This window comes from Microbacterium sp. A94 (genome assembly GCF_051842855.1).
In the GTDB taxonomy this organism is placed as follows: domain Bacteria; phylum Actinomycetota; class Actinomycetes; order Actinomycetales; family Microbacteriaceae; genus Microbacterium.
Genome location: NZ_JBPXMU010000002.1, coordinates 751,148 through 764,586, shown reverse-complemented (window position 1 = coordinate 764,586; position 13,439 = coordinate 751,148). Strand labels below are relative to the sequence as shown.

12 protein-coding genes are annotated in these 13,439 nt (G+C 64.5%); 3 read left to right on the top strand and 9 right to left on the bottom strand.

Annotated features, from left to right (window positions below; translation table 11 throughout):
* Positions 1-302, top strand: a 302-nt coding sequence (locus ACSU1L_RS09575; RefSeq protein ID WP_439255590.1) for an IS30 family transposase, incomplete at its 5' end; no start/stop codon positions are given.
* On the opposite strand, the gene ACSU1L_RS09570 is transcribed toward ACSU1L_RS09575, so the two are convergent.
* From ACSU1L_RS09570 to ACSU1L_RS09545, 6 genes are read right to left on the bottom strand one after another with little or no spacing between them, the layout of a single operon-like run.
* The gene (locus ACSU1L_RS09570; protein WP_439255589.1) at positions 288-1,019 is read right to left on the bottom strand and encodes a TetR family transcriptional regulator; all 732 of its coding nucleotides are present in this window, start codon (positions 1,017-1,019) and stop codon (positions 288-290) included. The genes ACSU1L_RS09575 and ACSU1L_RS09570 overlap by 15 nt on opposite strands.
* A gap of 46 nt (positions 1,020-1,065) precedes the next feature.
* Positions 1,066-2,040, bottom strand: coding sequence for a phosphotriesterase family protein (locus ACSU1L_RS09565; protein WP_439255588.1), 975 nt, complete (start codon positions 2,038-2,040; stop codon positions 1,066-1,068).
* 19 nt (positions 2,041-2,059) lie between these two features.
* Positions 2,060-3,100, bottom strand: coding sequence for a DctP family TRAP transporter solute-binding subunit (locus ACSU1L_RS09560; RefSeq protein ID WP_439255587.1), 1,041 nt, complete (start codon positions 3,098-3,100; stop codon positions 2,060-2,062).
* Entirely contained in the window at positions 3,100-4,059 is a 960-nt protein-coding gene (locus ACSU1L_RS09555; RefSeq protein ID WP_439255586.1) for a shikimate dehydrogenase, read from the bottom strand. The genes ACSU1L_RS09560 and ACSU1L_RS09555 overlap by 1 nt, the downstream gene beginning before the upstream one ends.
* A complete protein-coding gene (locus ACSU1L_RS09550; RefSeq protein ID WP_439255585.1) occupies positions 4,056-5,330 on the bottom strand; it encodes a TRAP transporter large permease in 1,275 nt (424 codons plus the stop codon). The genes ACSU1L_RS09555 and ACSU1L_RS09550 overlap by 4 nt, the downstream gene beginning before the upstream one ends.
* Positions 5,327-5,875, bottom strand: coding sequence for a TRAP transporter small permease (locus ACSU1L_RS09545; protein WP_439255584.1), 549 nt, complete (start codon positions 5,873-5,875; stop codon positions 5,327-5,329). Before ACSU1L_RS09545 ends, ACSU1L_RS09550 begins: the two co-directional genes overlap by 4 nt.
* 109 nt (positions 5,876-5,984) lie before the next feature.
* Here ACSU1L_RS09545 and ACSU1L_RS09540 point away from each other — a divergent pair, with 109 nt between their 5' ends.
* Positions 5,985-7,754 (top strand): TIM barrel protein, encoded by a 1,770-nt coding sequence (locus ACSU1L_RS09540; protein ID WP_439255582.1) that lies wholly within the window; start codon positions 5,985-5,987, stop codon positions 7,752-7,754.
* A gap of 94 nt (positions 7,755-7,848) precedes the next feature.
* Here ACSU1L_RS09540 and ACSU1L_RS09535 read toward each other — a convergent pair whose 3' ends face one another.
* The 3 genes from ACSU1L_RS09535 to ACSU1L_RS09525 all read right to left on the bottom strand — a co-directional run bounded on the left by ACSU1L_RS09535 (position 7,849) and on the right by ACSU1L_RS09525 (position 12,635).
* Complete coding sequence (locus ACSU1L_RS09535; protein ID WP_439255581.1) at positions 7,849-8,835, bottom strand: SRPBCC family protein; 987 nt, start codon at positions 8,833-8,835, stop codon at positions 7,849-7,851.
* Between the two features lies 1 nt (position 8,836).
* Positions 8,837-9,196, bottom strand: coding sequence for an ArsR/SmtB family transcription factor (locus tag ACSU1L_RS09530; RefSeq protein ID WP_439255580.1), 360 nt, complete (start codon positions 9,194-9,196; stop codon positions 8,837-8,839).
* Positions 9,197-9,323: 127 nt separating this feature from the next.
* Positions 9,324-12,635 (bottom strand): M66 family metalloprotease, encoded by a 3,312-nt coding sequence (locus ACSU1L_RS09525; protein WP_439255579.1) that lies wholly within the window; start codon positions 12,633-12,635, stop codon positions 9,324-9,326.
* A gap of 303 nt (positions 12,636-12,938) precedes the next feature.
* Here ACSU1L_RS09525 and ACSU1L_RS09520 point away from each other — a divergent pair, with 303 nt between their 5' ends.
* Positions 12,939-13,430 (top strand): single-stranded DNA-binding protein, encoded by a 492-nt coding sequence (locus ACSU1L_RS09520; RefSeq protein ID WP_439255578.1) that lies wholly within the window; start codon positions 12,939-12,941, stop codon positions 13,428-13,430.
* Positions 13,431-13,439 lie beyond the last annotated feature (9 nt).

Genomic DNA, 13,439 nt, shown 5'->3' with positions numbered 1-13,439 from the left:
CCGAGCACCTGCGCCGCTCGATCACCTGGGACCGCGGAACCGAGCTCGCCGAATACGCCACGATCCAGACCGCACTGGATGCAACGCTTTATTTCTGCGACCCGCACTCGCCCTGGCAGCGCGGGACCAACGAGAACACCAACAGGCTGCTGCGGTTCTGGTTCGAGAAGGGATCCGACCTCTCCGCCCATACTTCCGAGGATCTCCGCCGGGTCGCTGCGACGCTGAATCGTCGGCCCCGACCCACCCTCGAGCTTCAGACCCCAGCCAACCGGCTGAACGAGCTGCTACTCGCCGCTTAAACCCCCGGCGTTGCTCCCACCATTTGACATTGCCGCGGGTTTAGCAGCACCAACTGCGACCGGAACGGTGGAGGCGGTCATCCAGGCAACGACGACGTCACCGATCATCGAACGCAGGTGTTCGCGCCGTTCCTCGGCGAGCAGATCCCGATCGAACAGGTACCCGAAAGTGTGCTGGTTGGCGACCTGGAAGAAGCAGTACGAACTGATCAACAGGTGCACGTCGAGGGCGTCGACGTCGGCGCGCAGCGAGCCCTCCGACCTCCCCCGCTCCAGCACGACCTCGAGCACGTCGACGGCCGGCTGATTCAGTGTGCGCAACCCCTCGAGCCGTTTGATGAACTCGCCGTGGTGGATGTTCTCGATCGAGACGAGGCGGATGAAGTCCGTGTGATTGCGGTGGTGGTCGTAGGTGAGCTCCGCGATCTGGCGCAGTGCTTCCACGGGCGGCAGGTCCCCGGCGTGGATCGCCTGCTCCGTCTCACGGATGCCGCGGTACGCGTTCTCGAGCACAGCAAGGTAAAGCTGCTCCTTACCCCCGAAGTAGTAGTAGATCATCCGCTTCGTCGTCTGCGTGCGCTCGGCGATCTCATCGACCCGAGTGCCGGCGTACCCGGACTCAGCGAAAGCCTCGGTGGCGACTGCGAGCAGCTCCGCGCGCGTGCGCTCGGCGTCTCGTTTGCGCACGATCGGCTCAGCCACAACACTCTCGGTCATCACATCTCGTCTCTCTTGGCGCAGCGGTCCAACCGCTGTGCACACATCATGCCCCACCCGCGAGCACTCGTCGCGGATTCACAGTCATCAGCTGATGCACGGTGGCATCGTCGATACCGGCGGCACGCAGCTGCGGCAGCACGGTCTCGCACAGGTACGACATCTTCCAGTCGGGCGTATGCGTCGCCCGCCACGATGGCGGCGTCACCCGACTGAAGATCGCCGCGTCATGCGAGAGCACGATGCGTGCGGCGTATCCGGCGTCGAGCAGTTCGAGCAGCATCCGCACTCGATCCTCGTCGCGTGCAAGATGTGTCATGCCGAACCGGTCGAACCCGAGATAGGACCCGCGATCGGCGAGCCCCCGCAGGTATTCGAGGTCGGTGGAGTCACCGCTGTGCCCGATCACCACGCGGTCTAGCGGAACGCCGAGCCGTTCGAGTTCGTCCTGCTGGGCGATGCCCCCGCGGGAGGCCGCATGCGAATGGGTCGTGATCGGCACGCCGGTGCGTCGGTGTGCTTCGGCAGCCGCCGCGAACACCCGCGCTGCATCAGGAGTGAGGCCTGCGGCATCCGTCGCGATTTTGATCATGCCCGCGCGCACTGCCGTGCCGGAGATCCCCCGCTCGATGTCTCCGACGAAGAGGTCGACGAGGGGATCGGGACGGTCGACGACGAGGCCTGGGCCGTTGAGCCGGAAGAACGGGGAGAGCACCTCGGCCGCGTAGCATCCGGTCGCAGCGATGATCTGCACCGGCACGCGTGCGGCGACCTCGGCGACTCGGCGCACGTCGCGCCCGAGTCCGGGCACCGTCAGGTCGACGACGGTCCGCACTCCCAACGAATGTAGCTCGGAGAGCGTGGCGACAGCCTGTTCCAGATAGGCATGATCATCCCATTCCGGATGAGGCATATTGATGTCGAGTTCCGGGTCGGTGACGAAGATGTGCTCGTGGATGAGGGTCATCCCGAGCGCATCTTCGTTCACCTCCCCTGTGAACGTGGGTACCGAACGCGTCATGCAGAAACGGTCATCCAGATCACTTTGCGGTCGAGCGGATGGCTTCGTAAACGGTGAGCGAGTCACCGGTGAGGACACCGCTGAGGTATTCCTCGGCCTTTTCGCTGAATGCGTCACGGTCGACGTCTTCGATGACCTCCCAGTCATCTCCGGTGCGCCACTCTTCGAGGAGCGCCTCTTCGTCTTCGGCGACGCAGCTGGTGACCTCGGTGACCGCCGTCTCGGTCGCAGCGGTCAGCGCCTGCTGCTGCTCATCGCTGAGCTCGTCCCAGACAGGACCGACGATGACGAGGTTCGTGTTCAGCTGGTGCGAGCTCATGCTGACGTAGTCCTGAACCTCCTTCAGGTTCGAGGCCACGATGTTGGTGATCGGGTTCTCCTGACCATCGACCGTGCCCTGCTGCAGGGCGAGGTAGAGCTCCTCGTACGCGACCTCGGTCGCCTCAGCCCCGAGCGCCTTGGCGTTCATGAGGAACTGTGGGGATCCGGGGAACCGCATGCGCAGACCCTCGAGGTCCTCCGGTGTGCGGATCGCCGTGTTCGCCGTGAACTGACGTGCGCCGGCCGACCACGCGCCCATCGTGTGCACACCGGATGCCTCTTCGAAGTCCGCGGTGACGGTGTCGGATGCATCGCTCGCCATGAACGTGGCGAGGTGATCGGCGTCATCGAACGCGTATGCCGAGTCGAGCACGCTGATCGGTTCGTAGACCGCACCCAGCGCAGATGCACCCTGGATGTCGATGTCGATGTCACCGGATGCCACGGACGCGATGCGGTCGGCGTCGCCACCCAGCTGGCTGGATGGGAAGATCTCGATCTCCAGGCCGACGCCGGCGGCGTTGACCTCGTCAGCGATCACCTGTGCACCACAGCGGTGCTGCGGCTGGTCCTCGTTGTAGCTGTGGGCGAGCGAGAGCTTCTGGACGGTACCGGCATCGGCATCGCCGCCGCCATCGCCGCCGGTGGTGTCTCCTGCGCTGGAGCAGGCAACCAGCATCATCGCCGGTGCTGCAACCAAGGCGAGCCACATTGTTCGCCGAGTGCGTCGTGCATTCATCACTTTTCTCCTCTTTCTGGTGCTGTTTGGGGTGCCACGCTCTGTGCTGTCGCGTTGGCGGGGGTCATGGTCGCTTCTTGGGCGACCAGGTCATTGAGGTCGGCGAGCATCGCCTGACGGTCCGCACGCTCTCCTGTGAAGATCTCGAAGGCGTCGGCGGCCTGGTGCATGGCCATGCCCAGCCCCGACATGGTGCGGATGCCGCGGGCGCGGGCAGCCTTGAGCAGTGCCGTCTCCGCGGGGCGGTAGACGATGTCTGCGACGCGAATGGCGTCCGGGAGAAGTGCCACGTCGAACGGCGTGCCGGGGTGAGCGGCCATGCCCATTGGCGTCGCGTTCACGATCAGATCGGTGTCTGCGATGAGCGCGGGGAACTCGTCGACATCGGCCGCACGGACGGTCGCGGTTGTTTCTGAACGGACCTGCGCGGCGAGCGCGTCGGCACGTTCACGCACCTGATCGATGAGGATCAGCTCATCGATTCGCAACCGTGCGAGCGCCGTCGCGACAGCCGAGCCCGCTCCCCCGGTGCCGAACAGCACGACGCGTCGAAGGTGCTCGTCACCGAAGGCGTCTGTCACTGCAGCGGCGAAACCAGTGACGTCGGTGTTGTGGCCGATGGCGCCAGCATCCGTGAACACCACAGTGTTGACTGCGCCGACGGCGCGGGCACTGTCGCTGAGATCATCCAGGAGCGGGATGACTGCCTGCTTGACCGGATGCGTAATGTTCAGGCCGGTGAACCCGAGGCGACGTGCCGCCTCGAGCAGTGGGCGAAGCGCCCCGCTCGTCGCCTCGCTCTGATCGATGTCGATCGTGCGATACACATAGTGCATCCCGTGCCGCGCGCCTTCGAACTCGTGCATCGGCGGGGTGAGCGACGGTGTGACGCCCTCGCCGATCAGGCCGATCAAGACGGCCGGACGGCGAGTATCGACCGCAGCAGGCGCGAGCGTCATAGACCCAGCACCCCCGGCAGCCACATAACTGCAGTCGGGAACGCGATGATCAGCACGCAGATCACCAGCAGCGGAATGATGAACGGCAGCGACCCGCGGAACACCTCGCCGATGCGCGTCTTCGACACGGCTGCCGTCACGAACAGCACGGTTCCGACCGGCGGGGTCAGCAGGCCGATCATCAGCGAGAGGATCATCAGCAGACCGAGCACGATCGGGTCGACGCCGATCTGGTTGCCGATCGGAAGGATGATCGGAACCGTCAGCACCAGGATCGCGGTCGCGTCGATCACGGTGCCGAGAATTAGCATCAGGACCGTGACAAGGATGAGGAATACCGTCGGGCTGTCAGTGATGGCGAACACCAGTTCGGTGAGCATCTGAGGCAGCCGCTCACGAGCCAAGATGTAGCCGAGCAGTGACGCTGAGGCAACGATGATCATGATCGACGCGGTCGTTGTGGCGGTCTCGGTGAGCGCGTTGATGAAGCTCTTCAGACTCAGCGAGCGCTGGATGAGGCCGACGAGAATGATGTAGGCGACACCGACTGCTGCGGCCTCGGTTGGGGTGAAGAATCCTCCGAGGATGCCACCCAGGATGATGAACGGCGCGAGCAGCGGCAGGATGACGCCCTTGCTCGACGCGACGAACTCGGCGCGGTCGAAGGTGCCCTTCTTCACGTTGGGCATCCGCCTGACGAGTGCCCAGACGACAATGCACAGGCCGAGCGCCATCAGCAGCGCAGGGATAACGGATGCTGCGAACAGCGCTCCGGTCGAGACTGCGGCAAGGCCCGCGTAGATCACGGCGGGGATGCTCGGTGGCATGACCGGTGCGATCAGGGATGACGTCGCCGAGACGCCGGTGGCGAAACGGCGGCCGTAGCCGGCACGCACCATGGCCGGGATCTGCACCTTGCCGAGGGCGGCGGCATCGGCAACGGCGGAGCCACTCATCCAGGAGAAGCCGACGCTGGTTCCGACGGCGACGTAGCCGAGGTTGCCGCGGATGTTCGCGAGTCCCGCCTGAGCGAAGCGGAACAGCCGGTCGGCGATGCCGGCGTGGTTGGCAAGGGCGCCGAGGAAGATGAACAGGGGAACAGCGAGCAGCGGGAAGCTGCTGGCGGCGTTGGTGACGGTGCGCAGCGCCATACCGAGCGACTGGCCTTCGATGGCCATGTAGACCAACGACGGGCCGAGGAATGCGAACGGAACCGGCACGCGCAGTGCGAGCAGAAGGCCGATCGCGAGTACGAGAAAGAGAAGAGTCACAGTCCTGCCACCTCCGGCTGGTCTTCCTCGACGTCGGCGGCGACGGGGCCATGCATGGCGATGTCTGCGGCTGCGAAGAGGGCGCGAATGGTGGTGCTGACGGTGCCGATGAGCACGGGGATGTAGACCCAGGACATCGGCACGCGCAGCACGGGGGACTTCACGATGCCCTGGGTTTCGATCAGCGCCCAGGCCTCCATGCTGAGTCCGAAGCCGGTTGCTGCGACAACGATGAGCGAGAACACCTGGATGATGCGCACGGTCATCGGGTTGCGTAACGAGTCGACGAGTTCCAGGGCGATGTGTCCGTGGCTGGTGACCAGGATGCCCATGGCCGCGAACGTCGCCCACAGCAGCGCGAAGCGGGCAAGCTCGCCGGTCCAGGCGATGCTTTCGACGGGCAGGTATCGCTGCAGGGCCTGGTAGAAGACCAGGACGAGAATCACCATGACAGCGATAGCGCCGATGGCGAGTTCTATACCGGTGATGACACGCACAATGCGGCGCAGCACGCCGGTGCGGTGGGGTTGCTGATGTTGAGTCACGACGTCTTTGTCCTCGGGGTCGGTGATGCTGGAACTGAATGTACCGGTTAGTACATTGATTCAGCAATACCTCTGGGAAATTAATGTACAAACTGGTACGTTCACTGCCATGCTCACCTCAATCGCTTCCGTCTGCCTGTCCGGCGGACTCGTCGACAAACTCCATGCCTGCGCTGAAGCCGGCTTCGATGGCGTCGAGATCATGGATGCTGATCTCATCGCCGCGCCGGAATCCCCCGAGGAGATTCGCGCGCTGTGCGACCGGCTCGGGCTGCGCATCGACATGTTCCAGCCGTTCCGTGATGTCGAGGGCGTCACCGACGACGTCTTCGCCGACACCCTGCGGCGGGCGGAGGCGAAGTTCCAGATCATGAACCGCCTCGGCACCGATCTGATGCTCGTGTGCAGCAACGTCGGCACCGCCTCGATCGACGATGACGAGGTGGCGGCGCGCCAGCTGGGTGAGCTGGCCGATCGGGCAGCCGCACACGGCATCCGTCTCGCGTATGAGGCGCTGGCCTGGGGAAAGTACGTCGACGACTACCGACGCGCCTGGGAGATCGTGCAGCGCGCTGATCGGCCGAATCTCGGTATCTGTCTGGACAGTTTCCACATCCTTTCGCGCGGGCACGATCCAGCCGGCATCGAGGAGATTCCGGCTGAGAAGATCTTCTTCCTGCAGCTGGCGGATGCTCCGAAGCTCGACATGGACGTGCTCAGCTGGAGTCGCCACCATCGGCTGTTCCCCGGCGAAGGCGACTTCGACCTCGTGGATTTCATGACGCATGTGGGGCGCGCAGGCTACGCGGGACCGTGGTCTCTGGAGGTGTTCAATGACACGTTCCGACAGACCGATACGGTGCGAACTGCCGCACATGCGCACCGGTCGCTCGCCTGGCTCGCCGATCGGACCGCCGCTGCAAACGGCTGGGACGACGGCCGGCTCGGAGAAGCGCCGACGGTGACCGGTCTCGATTTCGTCGAGGTGGCCGGCACAGATCTCGCCGAGGTCGACGAACTGCTCGCCCAACTCGGATTCGCGTTCGAGGGGCGTCACCGCTCCAAGCCCGTGCGGCTGTGGAGCGCGGGCGCTGCTCGTGTGATCCTCAACGAGCAGGTACGCCATGATGAGCCTCGCCTGTCGGGGATCGGGTTGCGGGTGGCGGATGCTGAAGCCGCTGTCGACAGGGCGATCGCGCTGGGGTCACAGAACATATTCCGCCGCACGTATGAAGGTGAACAGGCGCTGCGTGGAGTCGCATCTCCGGACGGAACGCAGGTGTTCTGGAGCTCGCTGCCCGTCGAGAAGTCCTGGCTGCAGGAGTTCGATGGCGGTACCGGCGCGGTGGACGGACTCGTCGGCGAGATCGACCACATCAATCTGGCATATGCGTGGCAGGACTTCGACGAAGCGGTGCTGTTCATGTCGAGCGCGCTGTCACTGCAAGCCGAGCCGCCGGCCGACGTACCCGGCCCGCACGGGCTGATCCGCAGTCAGGTCATGCGCACACCGGATGGAATCGTTCGGGTGCCCATCAACCTGGCCCCGCCCACGGCGCCGAGGCCGGCACGCCACATCGCCGTGCGCACCGATGATGTGTTCACGGTCGCCCGCCGGGCGCGCGAACGGGGTATCGACCACCTCCGGATTCCGGCGAACTATTACGACGACCTCGGTGCGCGCTTCGGGCTCTCCCCCGAACTACTGTCATCGCTGCAGGAGCTGGATCTGCTTTACGATCGCGATGCCGCCGGCGAGTTCATCCATTTCTACACCCGCACGATCGGTGATGTGTTCTTCGAGGTGGTCGAGCGACGCGGCGGCTACGACGGCTACGGCGGCGCGAACGCGCCGATCCGGTTGGCCGCGCAGCGGTAGATTCTCGCCCGCCCCGCGCGCACAACTCCTGAAGTTCACGCAGTTCGGCCCCGAATCTGCCGGATCCGGGGCCGAACTGCTGATTTCTCAGGAGTTATGAACGCGTGGGGCTGAGCACCTCGCGCTCGAGGCGCGCGAACGACTCCTCCATGCCATCGGCCATGCCGGTGGCGAGGATCATGTCGCGGGTCTCCAGGTCGGGGTACTCGATGAGCACCGTGACCAGGGTGGCGCCATCCTCCTCGTAGAGGTTGAGGTCGTTGAGCGTCTGCGTCGGCATCCCCTGCATCCGCTCTGTCGTCACAGCGCGACGCGGGGCGTCGATGAGCAGGACTTCACCCTCGAAGCCGAATGGCTCGCCCTCGGTGTCACCGACCGGAGCCCAGGAGTTGCGGTAGCTCTCACCAACCGTCGTGGTGGCCACGCACTCCGTCATCTCCCAGCCGTCGGGTCCGAGCATCCACTGCTTGATCAGATCCGGTTCGTGGTGCGCGCGCCAGACGAGTTCGCGCGGGCCATCGACGAGACGCGTGATGCGCACATGGGTGTCATCGAGCAGCTCGACGCGCGTGCCCTTGCCCTGGGCGTAGTCGCGCAGGTCCTGGAGCACGGCATCCAGCTGGCCCATCGCCATCTTCGCGCCCTCGATCGCGCCCATCGCGACGACCTGCTCGAGCGCTTCGGCCGAAGTGAAGTAGCTGGTCGTGACCATGCGTGTGCTGTCACCGGATGCTTCGAATGAGAACGCCATGCGCATGGCGGGGAAGCCCTCCAGCGGCGTGCCGTCATCGTCGACGAAGGAATCGAGCACCTCGAACCGGTGCGGCTCCTCGATCGCGAGGAACTCCCAGGCCCCAGAAGATTTCTCGCCCTGCGGACTGGTCATGTGATAGATCGCGCGACCGCCGACGGCGTGGTCCCAGGTGGTGAAGGTGGCGGGCCACCCGGGAGGACCCCAGAAACGTTCGAGCTGGCGCGGATCGCTATAGGCCGCCCACACGCGCTCGACCGGTGCTGCGAGGTCGGCGACGACGGTCATGGTGAGGTTCTCAGCATCCGTGGTGACATCGGTGACAGGCATTTCACTCTCCTTGTTGTTTGGGCGCCGGCGTCTCTGCCAGCAGGTCGTCGAGGCGGGCGATCCGCGACCGCCACAGGGCTTCGTATTGGGCGAGCAGCGCCCGAGCGCGTGCGATCATCTCAGGATTCGCACGGACGAGCCGCTCGCGTCCCTCGGCGCGCTTGATGATGAGACCGGCGGCTTCGAGAACGGCGACGTGCTTCTGCACGGCCGCGAACGACATGTCGTAGTCGCCCGCGAGCATCGAGACGGACTGCTCGTCGTTGATCGTGCGGCGCAAGATGTCACGCCGCGTCTGGGCAGCAAGCGCTTGGAAGACACGGTCGATGTCCGTTTCACTCAATCCCATTTGTGCAACCATTTGGTTGTACGTTACGCCCGTGCGGATGCTGTGTCAAGGGCGGGCGCCGCCACCGCCACCGTGCTGTCGAACAAGAAATCGGCCGACCCCGCAGATGCGGAGCCGGCCGATATTCATGAGTCGTTCGTCAGGAACGCGCGCGGCGGATCATCAGTACCGCACCGCCGGAGAGCAACAGCACCAGGGCTGCGCCCAGCGCGATCCATGCCGGTGAACCACCGGTGGTCGCAAGGTCTCCTGCCGGCTCGACGGCAACGGGAGGTGTCTCGCCGCCGACAGCATCGCTGACCCCGCCCACTGCGGTTTCATCCGCAACGTTTCCAGCACCGTCCGGCGCCGCATCAGGAACGGCAACCGGGTCAGTCTCGGTGGGGGCGGGGGTGGGTGTGGGGGCGCCCACCGCATCTCCGATACCGCCCTCGACCGGCGCTGCGGGCTTGTCACCAGCATCCGGCGCTGGCGCCTCAGTGTTGGGAGCATCCACATCGGGGTTCTCTCCCGGCTCGACGACAGGTGCGTCACTCTCGACGGGAGCGGGCTGCTCACCCTCAGCAGGTTTGTCGCCTTCAACAGGCTTGTCGCCTTCAACAGGCTTCTCGCCTTCAACAGGCTTGTCACCCTCAGCAGGCTTGTCACCCTCAACGGGCTGCTCACCCTCCGCGGGAGTCTCGTCGTCGACCGGCGTAGAGCCGATCTCGTCGATCGCGTCGCCGATTCCGCCGGTCACTGGCTCGTCCGGAACCTCGGTCGGAGTTTCGTCAACGGGAACCTCCTCGGCCGGGTTGCCCTCAACGGGAACCTCGACGGCAGGCTTGTCGACTTCCTTGGTTCCAGCGAGAAGGGCGAGGCCATCTGCGCTGAGGTATGCCAGCAGCGGGTTGGCGTTCGTCTTGAAGCCGACCCAGTACTGGTTCGTGGTGCCCGACACCCCGTATGAGGTCACATACGAGGTCTTACGGTTGTAGTCCATTGCGCTGCGCGTATTCGAAGCACGCACAACGGTTGAGTCGCCGTTCAAGACCCAGCGCTGTTCGATGTTGTTCAACGAGCAGTCAGAAACCCCGTACGTACCCATATGCGTGACGCACAGGTTCGGGTTCTGGGCGCTGTGGATGCGACCCGCGATGTCAACGAACCAGGTTTCCTTGTGGTTGTCAGCACATTTCTGATCAGCATCCACTCGCAAAAGGTTCTTGTCATCGAGGTAGAGGCAGCGCCCCTGGTTGACGGTCACAGCCGAACCGGCCGGAGTGTCGACTGCACCATCAGCATCGGCATACCCGCGATCCTCGAGGAACGAGGCGAGTTCAGGCAGGTCTGCTGCGGTGACGCCCTTACCTCCGTGCTCAGCAAGGTAGGCCTCGACCGTGAGTGCGTCGGCAGTCAGCTGCAGAATCCGTTCTGCAACGCGACGAGCCTTCATGCTCAGCGGGGAGAGATCATCTGCCCACCCCTGGAGGATGATCATGTCCGGGACGCTCAGCACCGGGGCACCAACATTCTCGAGTCCGAGAAGGGTCGCTTCCAGCTTGCGCAGCTCCTGCTCGCGGAGCGCATCGAACCCGTCATCCATGCCAACGACGACCGCAGCGGGCATCGGCTCGAGGTCAGTGGCGATCGTGATGGGCTCGCCCATCTTGGTCGTCTGCTTCTCGACCCGGCAAGAGATCTGCGCACCGGTCGGGCGCTCGCTCTCGGCGATGTTCACGTTGAGCTGCTTGACACCGTCACTGGCATCCAGGGCGATGTACTGCGTCGCAGCATTCTGGAAGGTGACCTCGACCCAGCACGCACGATCGTACGACTGGATCTGCGGGTCCACCTGCGGCAGATCGAATGTCACACCGTAGTTCGAGCGGAATGCCGGGTACATCAGCGTCTGCTCGGGCTTGGCCGGGTTGTATCCACCGAGAAGGGTGAACACCGGCACACCGACCTGCTTAGGAGCAAGCATGTTGAAATCGGGGTTCGCCTGCTTCGCATCGACCCAGGCGCCCGCCTTCTCATCCCAGTCGCGGTAGCCGCTCGGGTAGGACGTGTCCGCGACAAGATCCCGCAGATAGGTCTGGATGCGCTTGAGAGTGTAGCGAGTGTGGTGGGTGTAGTCGGAAACCGGGCTGGCATCCCAGCCACCGGCCATCGCGTCGGTGTTGAAGTTGTAGCGACCGGCCAGGTTCTCACGGAAATCCATGCCGTTGATCGACGGGAACGGCCGGTACGCGCGCTGGTCAAGGTTTGAGCGCATGAGCCCCCGGTAGGCGATGTATCCCCATCCCGAGTCCATGTTGTGCGAGGCGTCGCGGACGATGTCATCGCCGGTCGCCTTGTTGTTCACACCCGGGTAGTGCCCGATACCGTAGGAGTGACCGAGCTCGTGGCTCAGCTCATTTCCGACGGAGTCGTACAGCGTCGCCATGCCGTTGCCACCGGACAGGCCGTGGCGATGACGGCCGTTCGAGTAGAGCCCAGCGGAGTGGTGGATGACGCGCTGGTTGGTGCTGCCCGGCTGGCGCTGATTCATCGGGGAGCTCGTGATGCCCCACGTCGCGAGGTTGATGCCGGTGGAGACCTGCGCCTTTCCGACGTTCTCGCGCATGGTGCCTGCGTAGACGCTGCCGATACGGGGATCCGGGCTGTCGACGGTGTAGATGTCACCCGAGTGGACGATGACCTTGTCGAGTTCGACGTCCTCGTACTTCGCCATGGTGAGCCTGGACAGCGGGATCGTCTGGAAGTAGTCAGTCGCACCCGACGCCGGGTCGTTGAGGAAGCGCTGTCCGTTGGCTACGGGCGGGAAGGTGAGCATGCCCAAGCGGATGTTGTTGATGACCATCTCACGCGGCGCACCGACATCGACTGCGTCGAGCGTGCCGGTGCGTCCGGCGCCGTCGATCACCGTAAGCGTGATGCCCGGCTGCACCCACTCGTACGGGAGTTCGACCGACCACGCGCGCAGCGAATATGCCACAGTTCCGCGCGAGTCGAAGCTCTGATCAGCATCCGGGAGCAGATTCGGGTGTGCGAGGTCGACGGTGCCCTTGACCTCGCCCTTGACCTTCACCTCGACCTTCAGGGAATCGACAACCGTGGTCGGTGTGACCATGAGCAGCGCAATACGATCGGCGACCAGCGTCGGTCCTTCGTGCGCTGCGTTGTCGGTGGGGTCGACGGTGGTCATCTGCGCGAACTCGACCATCGCGCCGAGATCGCCGGTGAGGTCGTTGCGGATCTCACGCTCAGAGCCGTCGCGTGTGTAGTCGTGGAAGCCGATGTCGGCGGATGCGCGGTAGCTGTCCGTAACAGGGAGAGCAGTCGCTGCAGCGGCGGCTGTCTCCTGGGAGGCAACCATCGGCACGGCGAGGGCGGCGACGCAGAGCGAAGCGACGAACCCTGTTCTCATCCGCCGAGCGGTTGACAGCGTGAATTTGCTGGGGGGCATAGTGGGGGATTTCCTCGATTGGGGGGAACGAGTCAGGCCGCGCCAGGTGGACACGACCGTGTAGGCAGTCGATCAGCGGCGACTGCTCGACTGGCGAGCATTTTGCGCAGACCCTTACCAAATTCTTATCCAGGATACTGCACGCTGCGGTCATTAACTCAGTAGCAGGGCGATTCGCCGCGATTAGGGGCTCGGGTGCGTTCACACGCCGAGAATGTCGGATGCCCGATCTACAGTGAGCACGTCTCACCGATGAGACAGTCTCGATACGAGATACAGACATACGGAACCGGAGTGAAGAACATGAACGAGACGACTCTCACCATCGTGGGGAACCTGACGGCCGACCCAGAACTGCGCTACACGCAGTCGGGTGCGGCGGTGGCGAGCTTCACCATCGCCAGCACGCCGCGCTCATTCGATCGCCAGGCGAACGAGTGGAAGGACGGCGAGGCGCTGTTCATGCGCTGCTCTGCCTGGCGCGACCTCGCGACGAACATCGCCTCATCGGTATCGAAAGGCAGCCGGGTGATCGCCTCCGGGCGTCTGCAGCAGCGCAGCTACCAGGATCGCGAGGGCAATTCGCGGGTCAGCATCGAGTTGCAGATCGATGAGATCGGGCCCTCGCTCCGGTACGCGACAGCGCAGGTGACGCGCGGGGATCGGTCGGCGCCGGTAGCAGCTGTGTCAGCGACGGTGCCCGTAGTGGCGCGAGCGGGCGCGCCAGTTGCGGCGGACGCAGCGGCGCCCGCGTCGGATGCTGGGTGGGCGGCGGTCGACGAGACACCGTTCTGATGTCGGGGC